Raw genomic sequence first — 20,774 nt, forward strand, 5'->3', positions numbered from 1 at the left:
CCCCATGCAGAATACCAACGAAAAAGCGCTGGCGGTCACCGCGGAGGTAAGCAAAGCGGTGCTGGGCAAGCCGGAGGTCGTGCTGAAAATTATGATGGCGATACTGGCGCACGGTCATGTGCTGATCGAGGACATCCCCGGCGTGGGCAAAACCACGTTGGCACAGGCCTTTGCCCGCGCCATGAACCTGACCCAAAACCGCGTACAGTTTACCCCCGACGTTTTGCCGTCCGACATTGTGGGGTTTTCGCTGTACCAAAAGGAAACCGGAAAGTTTGTGTACCACCCCGGCGCGGTGGCGTGCAACCTGTTTTTGGCCGATGAAATCAACCGTACCAGCGCCCGCACCCAGTCTGCCTTGCTGGAAGTCATGGAGGAAGGTGCCGCCACGGTGGACGGCGTGACACGTCCCCTGCCCCAGCCGTTTACCGTTTTGGCAACCGAAAACCCCGTCGGCTCGGTGGGTACGCAGATGCTGCCGGAATCGCAGCTGGACCGTTTTATGGTCTGCGTGGTCATGGGCTACCCGGACGCCGAGGCGGAAATGGAGATTCTGTCCCGCCAGCCGCGCCGCGACCTGCTGGACCGTGTGCAGCCCGTCATTGACAAAAGCGACCTGCTGGCTATGCAGCAGCAGGTGGACGAAGTGTATATGAGCGACGAAATCCGGCGGTATATCGTGGAGCTATCCCGTGCAACCCGGCAGGACAGCCGCCTGGCGCTGGGGCTGTCGCCCCGTGCTTCGCTGGCTGTGGCAGGTATGGCGCGCGCTGCCGCCTTTCTGGGCGGGCGCAATTATGTGGTTCCGCAGGACGTGACCGCCGTTTTTGCCGATGCCGCCCACCATCGTCTGCGCCTGACCGAACAGGCCCGAACCGGCGGCGAAACCGCGGAAGCTATCCTTGCCGAGGTTCTGCACACCGTGCCGCGCCCCCGCCCGGAGAACCCCCGCCATGGCAGGTAAGGTCGGCTGCGGGCTGCTGCTGGCGGTGCTGTTTGCTGCGGCTGCGGTCAGTCGTGCGCCGTTTGCGGTGTTTCTGCTGGCATTTGCGGTGTTTCTGGTGGGATTTCTGGCGTGGTATGTCCGCACACTGCGCCGGGATGTGGCGGTAACGCTGCAGCTGCCCACCCATCCCGTGCAGCCCGGCGAGGAATTTTCCGTGCTTGTACAGCTGCACAACGCGGGGCGGCGGCCTGTGCCGGAGCTGCGGGTGGTTTTGCAGGCTGCGGATGCCGAGAGCGGAACAGTCATAGAGCTGCCGTGCGGAGCGATGCTGGCCCCGCATCAGCGCGCCGATTTGCGCGTGACCCTGCGCGCTGCCCAAAGCGGTTTGTGGCGGTTCTGTGTGCAAAAGGCTGCCGTGCGCGACCCGCTTGGGTTGTTTGCCGCGTCCTGCGCCGTGCCGCCCCAAAGTCAAGCGCTGTGTGTACTGCCGCCCGCCGAGGGCGAGGACAACGGCGCGGGCAGCAACCCGCAAAACAAAACAGAAGCACAAACCACTGCCGGTCACGATATGGCTGACGGTGTGTATGATCTGCGCCCCTACCGCATGGGAGATTCCCTGAAGCAAATCCACTGGAAATTGACCGCCCGCGTGGGCGAATTGACCGTGCGCGAGCCGTTGGGGGCAACCTACCGCGCCGACCCTGCCGGAACCGTCTTGGCAGAGCAAGCAGCGCCGCCGGTGCTGCACTTGGCGCAGGCTGCCGTAAAACGTTTGCGCAGATTGACCCGCCGCCAGACCGCCGACCCCGACACGGGGCTTGTGTTCCTTGACCGGGTGCTGCTGCCCCGCACAAAGGCTGCGGCGCATCCCGCGCGGGAAGCCGCCGCCGATTTACTGATTTTGGAATTGCTGGCTTTGGGTCTTTTGACCGCACTGAACGGCGCTTTTGCCTTGGCGCTGCCGTTTTGGGTGTGGCTTGGTACGGCGGCACTGTGTGCGGCATGGCTGGCACTGCACCACGCCCCGCTGCCAAGTGCCGCCCGCTATGGCGTAACACTGGCGCTTGGCATTGTGTATCTGGTGCTGCTGTTTTTTGTGCAGCGTCCGTTTTTGTCCGGCGCAGCGCAGTGCGCGGATGCCGTAAGGCTATGCCTGAATACACGATTCAACGCAGATTTTGCGGTGGCATCCTCACCGATTGCGGCGCACAGGGGCTTATTTGTGCTGTTGGCGGCAGTGCCGGTCACCGCGCTTTTGACCCTGCTGACGGTGTGCCACACCGATGCGCTGCTGCTGGGGCTGGCGCTGCTGCCGATCGTGGTGTTTACCCTGCTTACCGGGACAGGCAGCGCCGTTTTGGGCTGGCTGCTGCTTTTGCCGGGCTGGCTGGGTGCCTGTGCGGCGGCGCGGTCGGTGCCGCGCAAACGGCTGTGGGGCAGTAAGGCTTCCGCCGCTTATGCCGCCAACCTGCAAACCCACCGCACAAACCAAACGCTGACTGCCGCCGGTATGGCTGCGATTTGCGCGGTGCTGTTTTTGCCCGCCTTGGCGCTGCGCCCTGTGCTGACGCTGCCGCTGAACGCGCTGCAGCCCGTGACCGACAAAGCCAACGCGGCTGTGCTGCGGGTCGCCATTGCGTGGCTGCCGAAAATAAGCGGCGGTGCGTTGAATTTCCATGTAAGTGCCGCTGCAGGCGGCGTGGAGGACGGCAGCCTAGTGCAAGGGGAAGGTCTCGCGCTGACCGGGCTGGAGGATCTGCTGGTGACGACCGATACCGCACCGACAGAAACCATTTACCTGCGCGGGTTCATCGGCGCGGACTATGACGGCACAAGCTGGCAGCCGGGCGACGCCGCCGCCTTTGACAGCGCCGCGGCGAACTGGAAAACCGATGGCAGCGCGCGGTTGGATATCGCAAACCTGCCCTTTTTGCGCGCGGCCTTGGGCAGCGCAGAGCCGCAGCAGATGACCGTGCAGCGCATCCATGCAAACGACGCCTACACTTTTTCACCGTACAACGCATATTTTAATGATTACTACCTCTTGGACGGAGACGGCGCAGCGGCAGGTCAGACCGTGCAGGATGATATCTTCTACTATTTCCCGCGCAAACAGGCAGCCGAATTGCTGGCTGCCCGCGCTGACGGTGACGCCGGCGTGCTGGACCGCTTGGAGAGCGCCTACGCCGCGTATGTTCAGGCACGCTACTTGGAGGTTCCTGCGGGCGAAGGGTACGATGCGATTCGCGCGGAACTGCAAGCGCTGCTAAAAGAGCGCAAGCTGAAGGACGATGACCTTGACGGACGCCGTGCACTGGTGCGCAGCTGGCTGAATGAGCGTTGCCGATACAGCACCGATGCCGCCGTATCTGCCGGAACCGACCCTGTGTTGTGTTTTTTGAACGAGAGCCATGCGGGCAGCAGTACGCAGTTTGCCTCGGCGGCGGTGCTGCTCTGCCGCATGGTGGGGCTGCCCGCCCGGTATGTGGTGGGCTACGCCGCACCGCAAAGTCTGTTCACCGCTGCGGGCGACGGCAGCTGCCGTGCGGTTTTGCAGGACGATAACGCCCACGCTTGGGCAGAGATTTACCTTGCCGGGCAGGGCTGGACGCCGCTGGAGGTCACCCCCGGTATGGCAGCGGAATTGACCGAGGGCGAGCTTGCCGCCGATGCCGCACAGGCAGCGCAAGATACCGCAGACAGCGACACGCCCCTGCCCGCCCGGCAGGAGGCCGCCTCCCCTGCCGAAACGCCGCAGCGCGTCCCGCTTTTGTGGGTGCTGCCTACGGTTTTGCTGCTGCTCGTCCTGACCTTGGCGCTTGTGCGCCGTGCAAGACGCACGCCTTTGCAGACCGTGCAGGCAGAATTTTGCGCGCTCCATCGCAAGATGCGGTGCTGCGGGCTGGGGGCGGAGGTATCCTCTGATGAGGCGGCATTTGCGGAATTTCTGCAAACGCATTGCCCGCAGACGAACCACGAAACCGTGCAGTACCTGCTGGATGCCGTACAGGCGGCACAGTTTGCGCCCGATCCATGCACCGCCGAAACTGCGCAGGAGGTACGCACCATCTGCCGCAAATTGCGCAAAAAACTGCGCAAAGGAACGGTTTAAGGGCTGTGCAACGGGAAGCTTTGCGCAAGAAATGATTGACGATTCGGCAAAAAGCGATTATGATAATGGTAAATACATATCGGAGATGAGAAACCATGTCACCTTTGCCGCAGAACGACAAGCCGGTCGATATCACGCAGATCGCGCAGGCGCTGGGCGTATCCAAAACCACCGTGTCCCGTGCCATATCCGGCAACGGGCGCATCAGCGCAGCAACCCGCCAACGTGTGCTGGACTATGTAAAAGCGCATAACTATACCCCCAGTATGATGGCGCGCGGGCTGGTGAAGCGCTGCTCCTACAATATTTCGCTGGTGGTCTCCAAGCAATTCTCCGACTTTGAGCTGCCCTATCTGCGCAAGGTGATGCGCTCTGTCTATCAGGTTGCCGGAGATTCCGATTACGATGTCCTGCTGACGCTGGTGGACGAAAACGAAACCCGCCCTGTGGAGCGGCTGCTGGATTACCGCAAAATTGACGGGCTGATTTTGACCCGCACATTGGAGCGCGACCCCTTGATCCCGCTGCTGAAGGCGCGCAAAATTCCGTTTGTCGCCATTGGTCAGCCGGAGGACGATCAGGTGCTTTCCGTTGACCACGACCAGGTGGGCGGCTGCCGTGAGATGACCAGCCTGCTGCTGATGAAAGGCATGAAGCATATTGCCCTGCTGGGCGGCAGTATGCTGTACACCGTCAACCAGTCCCGCTTGGAGGGCTTCCGGCAGGCTTATGTCAAAATGGGGCAAAAAATTGACGAAAGCCTGCTGTTTTTGGAGTTGGAAAGCGACGATTTGCGCATGGAGGCTGTGCAGCAGGCAGTGGAACGCGGGGCGGATTGCATCCTGTGCATGGACGAACGGCTGGCACAGCTGACGCTGAATATGCTCAAGCAGCTGAATCTGCGCGTGCCGCAGGATATCCGGCTGGCGTCGCTGTATGACAATGAAAATCTGGTCAATACCGTGCCGCCCATCACCGCCGTGCAGTTTAATGCGGATATCCTTGGCTTACAAGCAACGCAGCTGCTGCTGTGTGCCTTGCAGGGGCAGCCTGTTGAAACCCGAATGGAGTTGGGTTACCAGATAAGCCTGCGGCAATCGACGCAGACGTGAAAGCCGGTCTATCATATTCAAGCGCACACCGAGGGTGTGCGCTTTTTGTTTGACAAGAAACCGGCCTATGGCAGCGGAAATGCGCATCTGTTCCCGCCAAGGCTGCGTAACAGAAAGAGCTGTTGCGCAGCTTTGGAATCGTTTTCGGGGGAAATGCGGGATTTTTTAAGGCATTCTGACATAAAACGCCTACCAGGATTTGTGCATTACACCAATCTTGTGTATAATGTATAGATTAGTGATTGATTTTTATAGCAAAACGGTGTATTATAATGTCAACCCGATGCGGAAACGTTTCCGCATCAAAATCAAAGGAGTCCCATCCTTGTTATGCAATGTTTTTCTTTAGAAGGAGGAAAAACCATGAAAACCAAGAAAACTTTGTCCCTGACCCTCGCGGCCGCTATGACCGCAGGTCTGCTGGTCGGCTGCGGCGGTGGCGCTGCCAGCTCCAGCACCCCCGCTGCTTCCAGTGACGCCCCTGCTTCCAGCACCGCTGCCCCCGCTGCCCCCGCAGCCGCCGGCAAGGTCTACTACCTGAACTTCAAGCCCGAACAGGATGAAGCCTGGCAGAAGCTGGCCGCCACCTACACCGAGGAGACCGGCGTTCCCGTAACCGTCGTTACCGCCGCCTCCGGCCAGTACGAAACCACCCTGATGAGCGAGATGGCCAAGAGCGACGCTCCCACCTTGTTCCAGGTCAACGGCCCTGTCGGTCTTGCCAGCTGGAAGGACTACTGCTACGACCTGTCCGGCACTCCCTTTGCCGGCGAGCTGACCAGCGACACCTACTCCCTGAAGGACGGCGACGCCACCTTGGGCATCGGCTACGTTATCGAGAGCTACGGCCTGATCACCAACAAGACCCTGCTCGAGCAGGCCGGCTACAAGGCTGAGGACATCAAGAGCTTTGACGACCTGAAGAAGGTTGCCGAGGACATCACCGCCCGCAAGGACGAGCTGGGCTTCGCCGCCTTCACCTCCGCCGGTATGGACGGTTCTTCTGACTGGCGCTTCAAGACCCACCTCGCCAACCTGCCCATCTACTTTGAGTATCAGGCAGACGGTATCACCTCTACCGATGCCATCAAGGGCACCTACCTCGACAACTACAAGAACATCTTTGATCTGTACATCAACAACTCCACCTGCGATCCCGCCGAGTTGGCAGGCAAGACCGGCGATGACAGCCGCAACGAGTTCCTGAACAAAGAGGCCGTCTTCTTCCAGAACGGTTCTTGGGAGTACAACAACCTCGTCGGCGAGGACAAGCCCTTCACCGATGACGACCTGACCATGCTGCCCATCTACATTGGCGTCGGCGACGAAGCCAACCAGGGCCTGTGCACCGGCACCGAGAACTACTGGTGCGTCAACAAGGAAGCCAGCGCCGACGACATTCAGGCTACGCTGGACTTCATGTACTGGTGCGTCACCTCTGAGGAAGGCACCACTGCCATGGCAAACGACATGGGCTTTGTTATCCCCTTCAAGAAGGCTGTCGAGTCCCCCAACCTGTTCGTCAAGGTTGACAACGCTATGACCGCCGCCGGCAAGACCCCTGTGGCCTGGAACTTCTCCACCATGCCTTCCGAGAACTGGAAGAACGGTGTGGGTTCTGCCCTGACCGCTTACGCTGCCGGTACCGGCACTTGGGACGCTGTTGTCACCGCATTCGTGGATGGCTGGGCTACCGAGGCTGCTCTGAACGCTGCTGCGTAATTTCCACTAAAATCTCCTACTTTCTTTAGGAATCTTCTCCCCCATTCTGGCGGGGCGGGCAAAATGCCCGCCCCGCTCTTTTTTGTTTTGTGCGTTTTTTCCGGGCGGGCTTGTGATTTTTTGCAAAGGCTATTGACAGATTGCTCTGACAAGAGTATACTGCATTATGACAACATTAGTTGTCATTCAGACAAGGATGCTTGTCAGTCGGAGGTACAGTATGATACTGCGAAATCGCCTGAAGGAACGCAGGGCTGCCCTAAATGTCAATCAGCAGGAAATGGGGCGGTTATGCGGCGTATCGCGGCAGACCATCAGCCTGATCGAGCGCGGTGATTATTCACCGTCCGTCACCCTGGCCTTGACCATTGCAAAGGTTTGCGGCGTTACAGTAGAGGAAGTTTTCTATTTGCAGGAGGAAACGGAAGATGAAAAATGATGAAATCAAGCAGGCAAACCGAAAAGCCCTGCCCAAGTTCCTGTTCTTTGCCGTTGTATGTACGCTGGTCGGCGGCGTGATCGGCTACTTTTCCGCAGACACCGAACCGGCGTCCTTGGTCGCTATGACAAAGAACGCCGGGGCGCTTTTCAGCATCCGCATTGCCCCGTGGCTGATGCTGGCGCTGGCGATCCTTGTGCCGGTCGTCTGCCTTCCGCTGTATCACAGCGCCAAAAAGCTGGCTGCCGTCTGGGACGACGAGGACGAGGATCTCTACAACACGATCGACCAAAAGCTGTCGGTGGTAGTTTGGCTTGCAGGTGCCGCCTTTATCCTTGCCGTTTTTCTGATTACAGCGACCTATTCCGTGGGTTTGGAAGGCATTGACAACGCCAACGGCTTCGTTTTCTTCTTTATCAGCATTGCAGCCTTTTTCGCCATCATGGTGGAGACAACGATTTTTCAGCAGAAATGCGTGGACACCACCAAGCGGTTGAACCCCGAAAAAAAGGCGTCCGTGTACGATATGCACTTTCAAAAGAAATGGATGGCAGACTGCGACGAAGCCGAGAAAATCATCATCGGCAAGTGTGCGTTCAAGGCGTACTCCGCCACCAATATCGTCTGTGCGGTTTGTGCCGTTGTGCTTGCCGTCTGTGCGCTTACCTTTAACATCGGGTTCCTGCCCTCGCTGATCGTGTGCCTAATTTGGATGGTCAATCTGTCGGTGTACTCCTGCGAGGCGCTGCGCTGCTCCAAAGCCGGAAACAAAATTTCCTGAGCATAAACCGGAAGGGGTGCTTACATGAAAGGCTCTTATCTTATTTTTCTGCTCCTTCTCGTGATCCTTCCGGCAATCAGACAGCGAAGGATCGCAATAACCATAATCAGAACGATTTTAAGCAAAAAAATGCAGAACAAGGAGAATCACGTTATGAAAGAGTTAGCAAAACGTTTTATCGGGGAAGATTGCATTATCTACCCAATCAATTCCTTTGACGGCAGCCTGCATGGCGTTATTAAAGAAGTAAATGACAGCGCTATGATCATTGAAAACACGTCCGGCGAGTTGGAAGTCGTCAATCTGGATTTTGTCACCCGCATCCGGCAGTATCCGCGAAAGAAAAACGGCAAGAAAAAGAGTCTTGTGCTGGACTAAGCTTACCACTTTTCCGGTTGATGCTGCTATCTTTCAGACCGCCGGATTTGCAAAGCAGTTGTCGGCGTGACGCCGCCCCGTCTTAGGATAAAGTTCAGCAAATTGGAAACAGGCAGGGTGATGTCTATGCAAATCAAATTGAAATACGGGAATACGAATACCTTCTTTATTCGTGGAATGCGTGGAAATCTACTGGTTGACACAGACTATGCGGGGACATTGCCTGCGTTTTATAAGGCTATCAAAGAGCAGGAAATTAAAATCAGCGATATTACTTACGTTTTAGCAACGCATTATCACCCTGACCATATTGGTCTGGTAAGTGAATTGATGCATCACGGCGTCAAACTTCTTGTAGTAGATACACAATGTCCCTATATCCATTTTGCAGATACCATTTTTGGCAGGGATAAGAGCTTGGCTTATGAACCCATTTCTACGGAACATGCAGCCATCATCAGCACAGAAGAAAGTCGGGCATTTCTTAAAAGCCTGGGCATTGATGGAGAAATTGTAAGCACAACAAACCATAGTGCGGACAGCATCGCACTGATTCTGGATGATGGCGAATGTTTTGTTGGGGATTTAGAACCTATCGAATATCTTGCCGCTTATGAACAAAATGACAAGCTGAAGCATGATTGGGAACTTATTATGCGTTATGCTCCTAAAACAATTTACTATGCTCACGCAAATGAAAAACACTGTAATTGACAACTTCCCGTTCCTCGGCATTTTTTCTCTCTAGCGATATTACGCCAAAAAGCAAAATTCTCAACCTATGTCATTCCGGACAAAGGTTGAGAATTTTTTACTATTCTGTTTTCCGCTGTTACTCGCTTCGATAATGGAAGATGCGGTCCTTTTGGCGGAACATCGCAAAACTCACCGCCAAGGATGCCAGCTCGGCTGCCGTGACAGCCAGCCAGACGCCGTCGATGCCCAAAAGCTCCGGCAGCACCAGAACCGCTGCCACCTGAAACAGCAGCGTGCGCAGGAAAGAAATCAAAGCGCTTGTGATGCCGTCCCCCAATGCGGTAAAAAACGACGATGCATAGATGTTATATCCCATAATGAGAAAGCTCAGGCCGTAGAGCCGGAACGCCCGCGTCGTAAGCGCCAGCAGCTCCGGGTCGTAGCCCACAAAGAACCTTGCCACCTGCGGGATGAGGAACATGGCCCCGATGGTCAGCACCACCGCCATCTCGCCGATCAGGCGCAGGCTCATACCATACAGGTTGTGAACCTCGCTGCGGTTCCGGGCGCCGTATTGGTAGCTGACGATGGGGGCGCTGCCCACGGAATATCCCACAAACACCGCCACAAAGAGGAACGCCGCATACATAATGACCCCGTAGGCTGCCACGCCGTCCTCCCCCGCAAAGCGGAGAAGCTGGTAGTTATAAAGAATGTTGACCAAGGACATCGAAAGATTCGTCATCAATTCCGAGGAACCGTTGACGCACGCTTTCCACAAGACCCTGCCGTTGTAGAGGGGACGTCTCAGGTGCAGGCGGCTGGTGTTGTTTCGGTTCAGAAAATAGAATACCGGCAGCACACCCCCGACGATCTGGCTGATAAAGGTGGCAATGGCTGCGCCCTCCACGCTCCAGCCCAGAAGCCCCACCAGCACCACATCCAGCACCATATTGGTAACGCCCGCGCCCACGGTGACTGCAAATCCTAAGTTGGGCTTTTCTGCCGTTACAAAAAAGCTCTGGAACATATTCTGCAAAATGAAGGTAGGCACGCTTACCAGCAGAATCCGCCCATATCGCAGGGCATATTCCAGCATTTCGCCCTTCGCCCCCAGCAGCACCGCCACAGGGCGCAGGATCACCAGCCCCAAGACCGCCAATGCCGCGCCGACTGCCAAGGCAACGGTCAGAAACAGGCTGAAATAGCTGTCTGCCCTTTTTTTGTCCCCCTCGCCCAAGGTGATGGCCACAATGGCAGAGCCGCCGGTTCCCAGCATAAAGCCAACCGTGCCGATGAGCATCGGCAGCGGCATAATAAGGTTTACTGCAGCAAAGGCAGTTTTGCCCACAAAATTGGATACACACAAACCATCCACAATGCCGTAGATGGAAGTAAACAGCATCGTGCCGATGCACGGCACCACAAACCGAAGTAACCGCGATACGGTAAAATGGTCGGACAGCTGTATCGCTTGCTTTGACATAAATTCTCCTTTTTGACGTAGATGCGGCAAGAAGGGTTCTCCCCTGCTGCGGGGACAACCTATCCCGCCTGCGGAATTTTTCCCTAAGCAGTGTATTGCACTGCAACAGTATTGTACCATCAAGTCGGCACAAAAGCAAACGCCAGAACGGAAAAGCTGTAAAACTCCCTTATATTTTCCATCGGCTTTGTCGGAAGGAAATTTCTTTGCCAAGCACAGCAAAAGCCTGTTACCGGAAGATTTGTAGGGATGGGTCTTGACCCATCCGCACATCTGGCCGCGCGCAGCGCATTCAATCGCGCCGAATGGCGCGTGGTTTTCTCGCTGTGTCGTGCTTTTGGCAAGGCGGCACGGAACGGTCAAGACCGTTCCCTACAAACCTACCGAAAGTTCGCAATATTCCCGTTAAGCTTATCGACAGTCTGAAGCGCCGTCCGGGGGACGGCGCTTTTTGCTGTTCCCTGTTACAATGGATACCCCCGCTTAGGGGGCAAGCCGCACGGTAAAGCAGCTGCCCGCACCGGGGCAGCTGTCTACGGTAATGTTTCCACCATGCAGGGCGGCAATTTTCTGTGCCATGGCAAGACCCAAGCCGTTGCCTTGGATCTTATGGCTGGTGTCCCCCTGATAAAACTGCTCAAAGATATGGCGGCGCGTTTCTTCGTCCATTCCGCAGCCTTGGTCAGTGACCGATACGACCACACCGCCCTGTTCCTTGCGCAGCGTCACACCGATGATGCCGCCGTCCGGGCTGAACTTCGCGGCGTTATCCAGCAAATTCAGCCAGATTTCCTTGAGCAGCGCCTCGCTGCCGTTATATTGGCACGGGGCAATATCTGCGTCAAAGGTCAAGGGCTTATCCCGCCACTTTTGCTGTGTGACCAGAACGCTTTGCCGCAGCTGCTCGTCCAGCAAAAAGTCCGTTCTGTCGTTCAAAATCGTCTGCGACTCCACGCGGTTCAACAGCAGCACACTGGACGACAGCTGCGCCAGCCGCCGGCTTTCATCGCGGATGATCTGCAGATATTCGCGCTGTTCCTCGGGGGTGACATCCTCCTCCAGCAACAGGTCGGCAAAGCCGCTGATGCTGACAATGGGGGTCTTGAACTCATGCGAAAAGTTGTTCACAAAATCCTTGCGCAGCAGCTCCGTGCCGGAAAGCTCCTGTGCCGCTTTGTTGAAGGCCGCCTTGAACGCCTTGATTTCCTCCGGCTCGTAGCCGCGCTTGGCAGGCGCCAGACGCACGGAAAAATCCCCTGCTGCCAGTCGGTCCATCGCCTGCATACTGTTTATCATAGGCTTGATCAGCACAAGGCGAATCGCCACCACAAGGCTGATGGCCATCAAAATACAGCTGGCATACAAAATCACCAGTGCGCCCCCTATGCTGACTTCGCCGTTGCGAAAGAAAAAGCCGTTATCTTCCCCCAGCACAACCAGCACCGTGGCAGCGGTCAGGTTCAGCGTGACCACAAAAAACAGGTTCAGCACCAGCAGCATCGTCAGATTTGCCGTGCGTGTGCAGCTGCGCAGCTTGTTTACCCATTGCGCCATATTATGCCTTCCTTACCGCGCGGTAACCGATGCCGCGAATGGTCTGTATTTCAAACTCTGACCAGTCATAAAACCGGTTGCGCAGACGGTTGATGTGAACATTTACCGTCTTATCGTCACTTTCGCTGTCCATACCCCAAATTTCATCCAGCAGTTCCAGCCGGGTAAAGGTCTTTTCCGGGTACGCCAGCAGCTTGTACAGCAGATTAAATTCCTTCGGCGGCAGCACCTGCGCCTCGTGACCGCGCCGCACCGTGTAGGTGTCGTAGTCCAGCTCGACCTCACCGATGGTAATTTTATGCTCGTCCACAATGCGGGCGCGGCGCAAAAGTGCGCGTATGCGCAACACAAGCTCCTGCCTGTCCGGCGGCTTTGTCATATAATCATCCGTACCTACGATAAATCCCGTGTGCTTATCCTGCGGCATATCCTTAGCCGTCAGCATTAAAATGGGCAGCATACTGCCGCTGTCCCGTATGGCTTTGGTCAAGGCAAAGCCGTCCATACGGGGCATCATCACATCGCACAGCAGCAGATCTATATGGTTATGATCCAGCATTTCCAGCGCCTGCACACCGTCGGCGGCCGTCAGCGGCTCAAAGCCCTCGCGCTTCAATATAGCTGTCAGCAGCCGCGCCGTGCTGGGGTCATCCTCGGCAATCAAAATACGAAACATTCCTCGCACTCCTCCTTTTACCTTATTATAATACAGCACAAAGATAAACGAAAGATAAACGGCTCCGTTTATCAAAGATTTATTTTGGGGGTGTATCCTAAAAGCATCAAGAAACTTTGGAAAACGGAGGACACACATATGAAAACGATTTATCTTGTCACCGGCGCTGCCGGATTTATGGGTACCAATGTCTGCGCACAGCTTTTGGAACGCGGTGATTCCGTGCGCGCCTTTGTGCTGAAGGGCGACCCTGCCGTAAAATTTGTACCCGAGGCGGTTGAAATTTTTGAGGGCGACCTCTGCAATGCTGCAGACTGCGAGAAATTCTTTACTGTGGAGCCTGACACCCAGACCGTCTGCATCCACTGCGCCAGCATGGTGACCATCAACCCGGATTACAGCGAAAAGCTCATCGCCGTCAATGTCGGTGGCACCAAAAACATGCTGAAAGCCGCCAAAAATCACCCCGAATGTAAGAAGTTCGTCTATGTTTCCAGCACAGGCGCTATCCCCGAGCTGCCCAAGGGCGAGAGCATCCGCGAGGTACCCTGCTTTGTCCCCTACGATGACAACCGCGTGGTCGGCTGGTACAGCCGCAGCAAGGCGATGGCTACCCAAGAGGTTCTGGACGCTGCTGCCGGCGGGCTGAACGCCTGCGTGGTACATCCCAGCGGCATTCTGGGTCCCAACGACCCTGCCATCGGGCAGACGACCCGCACGCTGATTCAGATTTTGAACGGTGAAATGCCCATCGGTATGCAGGGTTCGTTCAACCTCGTTGATGTGCGCGACTTAGCCGCCGGTACGATTGCCGCCGCCGACCGCGGGCGCAAGGGCGAGTGCTACATTCTCTCCAACGATGAGGTTTCCCTGAATGGACTCTGCGAAATGCTGAAGGCTGAAACCGGCTGCCACGGCTGCCTGTTTTACCTGCCGCTGTCGCTCGCCCATGTTGCCGCCAAGCTGATGGAATCCCGCGCCGCCAAGACCGGCAAACCCGCCGTGCTGACCGAGTTTGCGGTATACAATCTGGAGCGCAACAACCACTTTGACTGCTCCAAGGCAAAAAATGAGTTGGGCTTTGCCCCGCGCCCCTACCAGGAAACGCTGCACGATCTGGCAGTCTGGTTGAAGCAGGAGGGTAAAATCGCATGAAAAAGCTGTGCCTGTATCTGTACCATTTGTTGGAGATGGATGACTGTCGGTGGGAGTGCTATCTCCACGCCTTGGAATCTTTACATTGAAAGGGAAAATTGCATGAAAAAAGTCTGTGTAATTACAGGCGGCGGCAGCGGAATGGGACTTGCCGCGGCAAAACTCGTATGTGAAGCCGGCTACTACACCATTTTGGTCGGACGCACGGCATCCAAATTAGACAAAGCGGTCACTGACCTGCGCGCGGCGGGCGGCGAGGCAGAGGCGTTCAGCTGCGATGTTTCTGACCGTGAAAGCTGCTTTGCGCTGGCTAAGCACGCCGCCGAATGCGGCGAGGTAAAAGCCCTTTTGCACGTTGCGGGGCTTAGCCCCCACATGGGTGATGCCGAGAAAATTCTGCGCGGCAACGCGCTGGGCACGGTCAACATCAACGATGCCTTTTACGAGGTCATGGCACCGGGCGGCTGCGTGATCGATACCTCCAGCATGAGCGCTTACCTTGCTCCGCAGTTTATCATGCCCCAGGGTGCGTACAAGCTGGCGCGCACCGACCGCGAAAAATTTATAAAAAAGCTGCTGGCACGGGCAAGCATTGCCCCCAAGGAAGCCCGCCCCGGTCTTGCCTATGCCATCAGCAAGCACTTTGTCATCTGGTTTGCCAAGACCGATGCCGCACGATTCGGCACAAAAAATGTCCGCTGCCTGAGCGTGACCCCCGGCAACTTTGACACGCCGATGGGCGCACTGGAAAGCGAACAGGCGGACGTGTTTAAGAAACATTCTGCCCTCAAGCGCAACGGACGTCCTGAGGAAATTGCCGCCCTGTTCACCCTGCTGCTGGATGAGCGCCTTGGCTTTTTGACCGGCGCAGATATCATCATGGACGGCGGCGTCGTTGCCAGTGGGGCAACTGCAGAATTAAAAAATAGTAGAATTTTTCTCTCTGCCGCAAGATGATTTTAGGTCGGTTGAGGGATTAGAAAACGCCGGAAACCCGCATAAACTCTATGTTTTTGCGGGTTCTCGGCGTTTCTTTTATCGCCTGTATTAGTGGTGCTTTTTCGGTAAATGGTGCCCAAATGGTGCCCAAATCCCACGCGGGGCTATAAAACGATATAAGAAGCGGTAAAGAGATACAGCGGTTAAAGCTCTAAATCGCTGCTCTTTTTCTTTGCCGCGCTCTTTGCTTTCTTCGGCTCGGCTTTCTCTGCCTTTGCCGGGTCAGCCTGTTTGACCGCCCCATGATAAGCGTCTAAGACTTCTTTCTTGCGTTCAAGCCGCACGTCCACATAACGGGCGGTAACAGCTTCAAAGTTCATAGACAGTCCAAGCGATACGCCGATACCCGCAAGCGTATGTCCTAACACTTCGCCTACGGTGTAGAAGTCGCCTGTCAGTTGGTGCATATTCGTAGCCGCCGTATGGCGTAAATCGTGAAAGCGGATATGCGGCATATCCAAATCTTCAAGCAGTTTTCCAAACTGGGAAGATACCCACGACGCGGAGATAGGGGAACCGTCCGGCTTCGCTACAACAAGGTCATTGTCATAGTATGGCTTTCCGTCTTTTTCTGCCTGTTCGCGCTGCGCTTCCTGCATAGCAAACTGTTTGAGGAAGAACGGGCGGGCAAGCTCTGTGATAGGCAGCTTTCGCCCGTTGGATTTCGGCGGTGCCATTTCCTCAATGACTTTTGTTTTCGGCGGCACCTTAAAGGGTAGCTGCTCGGAAACGTCAAAGGTGTTGTTTTCCAAATCCACATTACGCCAGCGCAAGCCCAGGATTTCAGAACGGCGCATACCGTAAAGCCCGCCTAAGATAACGGGCATTTCCCAAACGGTACCCACGACGCGCTGCATAAGGGATTTTACCTGTTCCGGCGTATAAGGGTCGGGGGTCTTGTCGCTCTTTCCAAACTTCGTAAGCGTGTCCTTTGCTGCGTTTGTTTCGATATAGCGGTATTTCCGGGCATGGCTCAACGCCACGCTCAAAACACGCTTTGCCCCGGCTGCGGTGGACGGTTTCAAGCCTTTGTCAATAATCTGCTGAAACATTTTGTCTACCATAGCGGGGGTAAGCTGATTAAGGGCAACGCCGCCGATATAGGGATTGATATAGTTTGCAATCGTCTTTTTGTACCCGTCGTAAGTAGAGGGGCGCAAGTTCACTCTTGCATAGCTTTCTACCCATTCATTCAGATAGCTTGCAACGGTCTGTTTCCGCTGTGAAGCGATAGACGCAATCTGTCCCGGATTATGGAGCTTTGCTTTCATCTCTGCTTCATGCTGTGTCGCTTCCTTTTTTGTTGGAAAGCCCTTTTTTGAATAGGTTTTCTTTTCCCCATTCGGGGCGGTGTACTTTATATTCACGTCGTAAACTGTACCCGGCCGCCCGGTCAGTACGCCGTTGCTGTCGCGCTTATTCTTAACCTGCCTTGTTGATATAGCCATAGCTTAACCTCCCTGTCGTGCCGGGGGCTTCGCTGTCGTCTTTGCCCTATGATACCAGTCCCAGATTGCAGCGTCAGCTATCAAACGGCGGTTTCCATTCTGTATATATTCAAGCTCGCCGCTATCCATAAGCTCACGCAGCTTATTTTCCCCGATACCGCTAATCTTGCTCATTTGCTCAACAGTCTTTAACATAGGGAATATGGGGATAGCGGGGCTTGCTGTTTCCTTTTTTGCCATAGGAAAATACCCCCTTTCATAAATGGCTAAAAAGTCAAGTTACAAAAAGTGGGCTTTAACCGTGCGGCTGTTAGCACAACCTCGCGGGAATTGCACCCCTGCTCATTTAAGGCAGCTTTACCCATTGCCTGCGACGCTCTGAACGCTCGGACTGTGGCTGTAAAGGCTTATCTTCCCTCAATGCGTGTCGTCGCCCACAAGCTGCTAACTTGCTTCCCGTCGCGGTGTTTCTCGCTCGGCTTTTCCCAATAGGGAAATAGCGTCATGGCGCACCCTCTGTATGGCTCGGCGCAAAAAGGACGTACCCGGTTTGCCCTATACTGCGTCGCCGTTATCTTGCGTCGCTTTCTTTGTCAAGGAACATACGGGGCTGCTGCGGATTGATACGAAACGGAAAAGGGGCTAAGACGTTTCGGTATCGGTGCAGTTATTCAGCCCTAAATGTGAGGATTGCCCTCATTAGCCTTGCTTGCAGCCGTTGGCGAATATCCTCGTCAACGCCAAAATAGACGTTTCCGCGCTCGTCGCAGAGCTTTCTCATAGAAAGGCTCGCTATGTAACCGCTAAAATGCTGCAAGACAATTTTCATAGCGTCCGGGTCGCCCTTTGTCGCTGCCACAATGACAGGATAGGGAACAAGGGCAACGTCCGGGAAGTCGGATTTTTTACCATTCGTCCCATTCATCAGCGTGTTCCTCCAAATATCTCTTTAAGATTTCAAAAGAGCTTGTCCGTCTGTACTGTATCGTGCTACGCGACGTATTGAATAACGTTCCAATCTCCACGTCGGTCATGCCCTCGAAATAGTACAGCATGATAGCTTTCCTTTTTTCTTCCGGCAAAGTGCGAATTGCTTCAAGCAGCAGCTTCGGCGTGATTTTCTTTCCTGCCTGCTGATAGCTCGGCTCGGCTTCTTCGTCTTGAAAATACTTATCAAGCGTATAAAGCTGCCGTTCCTCATGCAAGGCAAGGTCGGAAAACGACACTTCCTTTGCTCTGCGACGCCGGATTTCCTCATGGGCGTTGCAGGCTTCGTTGTGCAGCACCCGTTTACAGAAACTTTGAAAGATACATTGCTTCTGAAATTCCACGCGATTAGGTTCCATGTTCTCACCTCCTTTCGTGTCGAAAGGTAGGTAGTACCTCCCCTTTTCGCGGGATAATACAGGCGATTTTTTCAAACGCCGAATGAAAGCGAAACTTTTTTGAAAAAACCTCCCGAAAATGCAAAATGCGCCTGTCTGCAAGACGCAGACAAGCGCAAGGGAATTGAAAGCGGTATTCAGATGATTTGACAGTTCATATCTAAGGGTAGAAGTGTCCCCGGCGGTGGTCGGGCTTTTTTTGATAAGTCAAAGAAAGTAGAATATTGTCGATATGGTTTATCGCTCATGGCGGCTACCTCCTAAAGCCGCCGTTTTATATGGCTATGGGTCGTCGCGCAAAAAGAAACGGCGGCTCTGAAAATCAAAGCCGCCGATTAAAAAGCGCGTGAAAATATGTCTGCTGTACGACGGCTTTTTTTCTTTTGCCGTCGTCTGGCAGATTGATTATTTAATTAGCGGTAATACAATTTTGCCTGCAACTAAAGCATAAATTGTTACGCTACTTGCAACACACATGATGATACCAAGCAGGCGTAAAACGACCAAAACTCCATTCTGATTTACCAAGTTCTTAATAGCCTTAGATGGCAGGAACACCATCAGAAGTCCGACTGTTAACACGATAATAAATAATGTAATATACATAGCTGTTTTCTCCTTTTTACTTTGTACTTTGTTCAGAAAGGTTTCTTTTGGAATACTCAATGCCGACTATCGCTAAGACAGTAACTACGGCATATATACATATCCAGTCCCAAAAGAGCTTGAACCCATAGAAAAGAATTTCACATGGAAAACCAATCCATAAAACGACTTGTGAATTGACATCCCAGAAGCTCAAAACAAACGCAATTAGCGATACACCTCCTAATACCATATTGATTATGAGAGCGACTCTTTGAGTACATCTATCTTTTTGAGTGAAATACATAAGTGCTCCCCATGTGCAAATTACTAAGATAGTTAGTAATAAGTTTGAAAAGACGGGTGTGCCCTCAAAAGATATGCCTCCGACACTTATACTTGTTGCCGAAGCTACAAGTGCAATGATTGCTGTGAAGTATTTTAGAAGAACAATCTTGTGGTCTTTTTTCTGAAGTTCAGTAGCTATCTCGATAAGATTTTCTTCAGACTTCTTTTCAATGTTTTCAGGGGCAATCCGTTCTCCGGCAAAAAGCTCATTCAGCGTGATATTAAGTAACATACAAATATCACCAAACAGCGCTGCGTCTGGTAGACATTTTCCGGTTTCCCATTTTGAAACAGCCTTATTTGTTACTCCGAGCTTTTCAGCAAACTGCATTTGTGTCATATTGTATTCTTTTCTGCATTTTGCAATAAATTCTCCAATTTTGTTTTGATCCATATTGTATCTCCTTTCAAGTAAATCATAGCGTTTTTGTAAGTAGAATGAAACCAACCAAGGGTAGAATTGCTGTTTTTTATAGGTAGAATTGCAATTCTACTTGATGTTTCGTCTTTTTCGTCGCCCGTCAAAAGGCTTCTCTGCGTCCTTTGGTATCAGCCACATATAACCAATTTTTGAAATGCCCGGTATTCGATTGTCCTCACAAAGTTTCTGTACCCGTCTTTCTGAAATGCCCCATTTTTTTGCTGCTTCTGGGCAAGACATATATTCCATAATTCGCCCGTCCTTTCTTCAAACTCTATCAGTATAATTATATACGGATAGCCGAATAATAACAAGTGCAGAATATGAATTATTTTGGCTAATGATAAGAATTGTGTAGACATATCTAAACAAAGAAAGGAACAGTAAAATGTAATTGGGTGAATTATTATGGCAAAAAGACCAGTACCTTTATATGACTTTGCAGCTTTCGGGCAAGCCATAAAAGCAGCGCGAACAGGCAGGAATGAAAGCCGCAAGAAAGTAAGCGACGAAATGAATATTTCCCCTCGCTACCTTGCGAATATTGAAAACAAAGGGCAACAGCCAAGCCTGCAAATCTTTTATGAACTTGTTACCCGTTATGACATATCCGTAGACCAATTCTTTTTCCCGGATAAGACAGCGGAAAAATCGACGCAAAGGCGGCAGCTCGACACGCTGCTTGACAGCATGAGCGATAAGGGCATACGGATTGTTACCGCAACGGCAAAAGAAATTGCAGAAGTCGAAAACGAAAATTGAATAGGTTTTAAGAAGCGTTGTAATCTTTTTGAGATTGCAGCGTTTTTCTTTTGCTTAAAGTTGGCAAAACGGGGCTTTTCGTTGTAGTAGGGAGTAAGGAAAAACTTTCGTAGCAAGCATAGGAAGCGGGTACCCACTTCCGTATTTTCGCCCTCCTGCGCTGCGGCGCGTCGATTGAAAATGGCTTGTTGGGAAGTGTCCCAAACCCTCGGAACGGAAAGGAGCGAAAGCATGGACGGACGCAAAAGAACGGTACAAATCAAATTCAGAGTAACAGAAGCGGAACGAGATTTAATTCTTGAAAAAATGAAGCTCGTCCCTACCCGGAACATGGAAGCCTATTTGCGAAAAATGGCAATCGACGGGTACATTATCCAAGTAGACCACACCGACATAAAAGCCATGACAGCGGAGATACAGAAAATCGGTGTCAATGTCAATCAGATTGCAAAGCGTGCCAATGCGACGAGCAGCGTCTACCAAGAGGACATAGAGGAAATAAAGGGGGTGCTTAATGAGATATGGCGGTTACAAAGATTAAGCCTGTTAAAAGCACGTTGAGCAAAGCCCTTGACTATATCCAAAATCCCGATAAGACAGACGGGAAAATGCTTGTGTCCTCCTTTGGGTGCAGCTATGAAACGGCAGACATTGAATTTGAATATACCTTGTCGCAAGCTCTCCAAAAGGGGAACAATTTAGCCTTTCATCTGATACAGTCCTTTGAGCCGGGGGAAGTGGATTATGAAACCGCCCACAAAATCGGAAA

General features: G+C 53.5%; 23 protein-coding genes. 13 read left to right on the forward strand and 10 right to left on the reverse strand.

Annotated features, from left to right (window positions below; translation table 11 throughout):
* Positions 1-4 precede the first annotated feature (4 nt).
* The 8 genes from Q0I19_RS09380 to Q0I19_RS09415 all read left to right on the forward strand — a co-directional run bounded on the left by Q0I19_RS09380 (position 5) and on the right by Q0I19_RS09415 (position 9,204).
* On the forward strand, positions 5-964 hold the full coding sequence (locus tag Q0I19_RS09380) for a MoxR family ATPase (RefSeq protein WP_294761033.1): 960 nt from the start codon (positions 5-7) through the stop codon (positions 962-964).
* Positions 954-4,058, forward strand: a complete 3,105-nt coding sequence (locus Q0I19_RS09385; protein ID WP_294761031.1) for a transglutaminase domain-containing protein — start codon at positions 954-956, stop codon at positions 4,056-4,058. The genes Q0I19_RS09380 and Q0I19_RS09385 overlap by 11 nt, the downstream gene beginning before the upstream one ends.
* 95 nt (positions 4,059-4,153) lie before the next feature.
* Entirely contained in the window at positions 4,154-5,170 is a 1,017-nt protein-coding gene (locus Q0I19_RS09390; RefSeq protein WP_294761029.1) for a LacI family DNA-binding transcriptional regulator, read from the forward strand.
* A gap of 405 nt (positions 5,171-5,575) precedes the next feature.
* Positions 5,576-6,892 carry an ABC transporter substrate-binding protein gene (locus tag Q0I19_RS09395; protein WP_366012735.1) on the forward strand — a complete coding sequence of 439 codons (1,317 nt, stop codon included), beginning with the start codon at positions 5,576-5,578 and terminating at the stop codon, positions 6,890-6,892.
* Positions 6,893-7,112: 220 nt separating this feature from the next.
* Complete coding sequence (locus Q0I19_RS09400; protein ID WP_294761026.1) at positions 7,113-7,331, forward strand: helix-turn-helix transcriptional regulator; 219 nt, start codon at positions 7,113-7,115, stop codon at positions 7,329-7,331.
* Entirely contained in the window at positions 7,321-8,112 is a 792-nt protein-coding gene (locus tag Q0I19_RS09405) for a DUF3169 family protein (protein ID WP_294761025.1), read from the forward strand. Before Q0I19_RS09400 ends, Q0I19_RS09405 begins: the two co-directional genes overlap by 11 nt.
* Before the next feature lie 153 nt (positions 8,113-8,265).
* Positions 8,266-8,490 carry a hypothetical protein gene (locus Q0I19_RS09410; protein ID WP_294761023.1) on the forward strand — a complete coding sequence of 75 codons (225 nt, stop codon included), beginning with the start codon at positions 8,266-8,268 and terminating at the stop codon, positions 8,488-8,490.
* 126 nt (positions 8,491-8,616) lie between these two features.
* The gene (locus Q0I19_RS09415) at positions 8,617-9,204 is read left to right on the forward strand and encodes an MBL fold metallo-hydrolase (RefSeq protein ID WP_294761020.1); all 588 of its coding nucleotides are present in this window, start codon (positions 8,617-8,619) and stop codon (positions 9,202-9,204) included.
* A 118-nt stretch (positions 9,205-9,322) separates the two neighbouring features.
* Here Q0I19_RS09415 and Q0I19_RS09420 read toward each other — a convergent pair whose 3' ends face one another.
* The 3 genes from Q0I19_RS09420 to Q0I19_RS09430 form a co-directional block, all read right to left on the reverse strand.
* Positions 9,323-10,672 (reverse strand): MATE family efflux transporter, encoded by a 1,350-nt coding sequence (locus Q0I19_RS09420; RefSeq protein ID WP_294761018.1) that lies wholly within the window; start codon positions 10,670-10,672, stop codon positions 9,323-9,325.
* 483 nt (positions 10,673-11,155) lie between these two features.
* Positions 11,156-12,226 carry a HAMP domain-containing sensor histidine kinase gene (locus tag Q0I19_RS09425; protein ID WP_294761016.1) on the reverse strand — a complete coding sequence of 357 codons (1,071 nt, stop codon included), beginning with the start codon at positions 12,224-12,226 and terminating at the stop codon, positions 11,156-11,158.
* Between the two features lies 1 nt (position 12,227).
* Positions 12,228-12,902, reverse strand: a complete 675-nt coding sequence (locus Q0I19_RS09430) for a response regulator transcription factor (protein ID WP_294761015.1) — start codon at positions 12,900-12,902, stop codon at positions 12,228-12,230.
* Between the two features lie 138 nt (positions 12,903-13,040).
* Here Q0I19_RS09430 and Q0I19_RS09435 point away from each other — a divergent pair, with 138 nt between their 5' ends.
* Positions 13,041-14,057, forward strand: a complete 1,017-nt coding sequence (locus Q0I19_RS09435; protein ID WP_294761013.1) for an NAD-dependent epimerase/dehydratase family protein — start codon at positions 13,041-13,043, stop codon at positions 14,055-14,057.
* 102 nt (positions 14,058-14,159) lie between these two features.
* Positions 14,160-15,014 (forward strand): SDR family oxidoreductase, encoded by an 855-nt coding sequence (locus Q0I19_RS09440; protein WP_294761012.1) that lies wholly within the window; start codon positions 14,160-14,162, stop codon positions 15,012-15,014.
* A gap of 185 nt (positions 15,015-15,199) precedes the next feature.
* On the opposite strand, the gene Q0I19_RS09445 is transcribed toward Q0I19_RS09440, so the two are convergent.
* The 7 genes from Q0I19_RS09445 to Q0I19_RS09475 all read right to left on the reverse strand — a co-directional run bounded on the left by Q0I19_RS09445 (position 15,200) and on the right by Q0I19_RS09475 (position 19,492).
* Positions 15,200-16,504, reverse strand: a complete 1,305-nt coding sequence (locus tag Q0I19_RS09445; RefSeq protein WP_294761010.1) for a tyrosine-type recombinase/integrase — start codon at positions 16,502-16,504, stop codon at positions 15,200-15,202.
* Between the two features lie 3 nt (positions 16,505-16,507).
* A complete protein-coding gene (locus Q0I19_RS09450) occupies positions 16,508-16,744 on the reverse strand; it encodes a helix-turn-helix domain-containing protein (RefSeq protein ID WP_102747468.1) in 237 nt (78 codons plus the stop codon).
* A gap of 427 nt (positions 16,745-17,171) precedes the next feature.
* Positions 17,172-17,429: a helix-turn-helix domain-containing protein gene (locus Q0I19_RS09455; protein WP_178733232.1), complete on the reverse strand. Its 258-nt coding sequence runs from the start codon at positions 17,427-17,429 to the stop codon at positions 17,172-17,174.
* Positions 17,410-17,850, reverse strand: coding sequence for a sigma-70 family RNA polymerase sigma factor (locus Q0I19_RS09460; protein WP_294761007.1), 441 nt, complete (start codon positions 17,848-17,850; stop codon positions 17,410-17,412). The genes Q0I19_RS09455 and Q0I19_RS09460 overlap by 20 nt, the downstream gene beginning before the upstream one ends.
* Before the next feature lie 444 nt (positions 17,851-18,294).
* The gene (locus tag Q0I19_RS09465; protein WP_294761005.1) at positions 18,295-18,495 is read right to left on the reverse strand and encodes a hypothetical protein; all 201 of its coding nucleotides are present in this window, start codon (positions 18,493-18,495) and stop codon (positions 18,295-18,297) included.
* A 16-nt stretch (positions 18,496-18,511) separates the two neighbouring features.
* Entirely contained in the window at positions 18,512-19,216 is a 705-nt protein-coding gene (locus Q0I19_RS09470; RefSeq protein WP_294761003.1) for a helix-turn-helix transcriptional regulator, read from the reverse strand.
* Between the two features lie 96 nt (positions 19,217-19,312).
* Positions 19,313-19,492: a helix-turn-helix domain-containing protein gene (locus Q0I19_RS09475; protein WP_178293108.1), complete on the reverse strand. Its 180-nt coding sequence runs from the start codon at positions 19,490-19,492 to the stop codon at positions 19,313-19,315.
* A 159-nt stretch (positions 19,493-19,651) separates the two neighbouring features.
* On the opposite strand from Q0I19_RS09475, the gene Q0I19_RS09480 reads away from it, so the two are divergent.
* The 3 genes from Q0I19_RS09480 to Q0I19_RS09490 form a co-directional block, all read left to right on the forward strand.
* The gene (locus Q0I19_RS09480) at positions 19,652-20,005 is read left to right on the forward strand and encodes a helix-turn-helix transcriptional regulator (RefSeq protein ID WP_070470197.1); all 354 of its coding nucleotides are present in this window, start codon (positions 19,652-19,654) and stop codon (positions 20,003-20,005) included.
* 231 nt (positions 20,006-20,236) lie between these two features.
* A complete protein-coding gene (mobC, locus tag Q0I19_RS09485) occupies positions 20,237-20,566 on the forward strand; it encodes a plasmid mobilization relaxosome protein MobC (protein ID WP_294761001.1) in 330 nt (109 codons plus the stop codon).
* The coding region (locus tag Q0I19_RS09490; RefSeq protein WP_296023661.1) for a relaxase/mobilization nuclease domain-containing protein at positions 20,527-20,774 on the forward strand (248 nt) is incomplete at its 3' end. The genes mobC and Q0I19_RS09490, both read left to right, overlap by 40 nt.

It is taken from the genome of uncultured Gemmiger sp., from assembly GCF_934561205.1.
In the GTDB taxonomy this organism is placed as follows: domain Bacteria; phylum Bacillota; class Clostridia; order Oscillospirales; family Ruminococcaceae; genus Gemmiger.

Excerpts from the sequence above, each read along its gene's own strand:
- Q0I19_RS09440 (WP_294761012.1), top strand. The coding sequence starts at position 14,160 with ATGAAAAAAGTCTGTGTAATTACAGGCGGCGGCAGCGGAATGGGACTT.
- Q0I19_RS09395 (WP_366012735.1), top strand. The coding sequence starts at position 5,576 with ATGACCGCAGGTCTGCTGGTCGGCTGCGGCGGTGGCGCTGCCAGCTCC.
- Q0I19_RS09385 (WP_294761031.1), top strand. The coding sequence starts at position 954 with ATGGCAGGTAAGGTCGGCTGCGGGCTGCTGCTGGCGGTGCTGTTTGCT.
- Q0I19_RS09390 (WP_294761029.1), top strand. The coding sequence starts at position 4,154 with ATGTCACCTTTGCCGCAGAACGACAAGCCGGTCGATATCACGCAGATC.
- Q0I19_RS09380 (WP_294761033.1), top strand. The coding sequence starts at position 5 with ATGCAGAATACCAACGAAAAAGCGCTGGCGGTCACCGCGGAGGTAAGC.
- Q0I19_RS09465 (WP_294761005.1), bottom strand. The coding sequence starts at position 18,495 with ATGTATATTACATTATTTATTATCGTGTTAACAGTCGGACTTCTGATG.
- Q0I19_RS09430 (WP_294761015.1), bottom strand. The coding sequence starts at position 12,902 with ATGTTTCGTATTTTGATTGCCGAGGATGACCCCAGCACGGCGCGGCTG.
- Q0I19_RS09455 (WP_178733232.1), bottom strand. The coding sequence starts at position 17,429 with ATGAATGGGACGAATGGTAAAAAATCCGACTTCCCGGACGTTGCCCTT.
- Q0I19_RS09405 (WP_294761025.1), top strand. The coding sequence starts at position 7,321 with ATGAAAAATGATGAAATCAAGCAGGCAAACCGAAAAGCCCTGCCCAAG.
- Q0I19_RS09400 (WP_294761026.1), top strand. The coding sequence starts at position 7,113 with ATGATACTGCGAAATCGCCTGAAGGAACGCAGGGCTGCCCTAAATGTC.
- Q0I19_RS09460 (WP_294761007.1), bottom strand. The coding sequence starts at position 17,850 with ATGGAACCTAATCGCGTGGAATTTCAGAAGCAATGTATCTTTCAAAGT.
- Q0I19_RS09410 (WP_294761023.1), top strand. The coding sequence starts at position 8,266 with ATGAAAGAGTTAGCAAAACGTTTTATCGGGGAAGATTGCATTATCTAC.
- Q0I19_RS09425 (WP_294761016.1), bottom strand. The coding sequence starts at position 12,226 with ATGGCGCAATGGGTAAACAAGCTGCGCAGCTGCACACGCACGGCAAAT.
- Q0I19_RS09450 (WP_102747468.1), bottom strand. The coding sequence starts at position 16,744 with ATGGCAAAAAAGGAAACAGCAAGCCCCGCTATCCCCATATTCCCTATG.
- Q0I19_RS09415 (WP_294761020.1), top strand. The coding sequence starts at position 8,617 with ATGCAAATCAAATTGAAATACGGGAATACGAATACCTTCTTTATTCGT.
- Q0I19_RS09445 (WP_294761010.1), bottom strand. The coding sequence starts at position 16,504 with ATGGCTATATCAACAAGGCAGGTTAAGAATAAGCGCGACAGCAACGGC.
- Q0I19_RS09475 (WP_178293108.1), bottom strand. The coding sequence starts at position 19,492 with ATGGAATATATGTCTTGCCCAGAAGCAGCAAAAAAATGGGGCATTTCA.
- Q0I19_RS09470 (WP_294761003.1), bottom strand. The coding sequence starts at position 19,216 with ATGGATCAAAACAAAATTGGAGAATTTATTGCAAAATGCAGAAAAGAA.
- Q0I19_RS09480 (WP_070470197.1), top strand. The coding sequence starts at position 19,652 with ATGGCAAAAAGACCAGTACCTTTATATGACTTTGCAGCTTTCGGGCAA.
- Q0I19_RS09420 (WP_294761018.1), bottom strand. The coding sequence starts at position 10,672 with ATGTCAAAGCAAGCGATACAGCTGTCCGACCATTTTACCGTATCGCGG.
- mobC (WP_294761001.1), top strand. The coding sequence starts at position 20,237 with ATGGACGGACGCAAAAGAACGGTACAAATCAAATTCAGAGTAACAGAA.
- Q0I19_RS09435 (WP_294761013.1), top strand. The coding sequence starts at position 13,041 with ATGAAAACGATTTATCTTGTCACCGGCGCTGCCGGATTTATGGGTACC.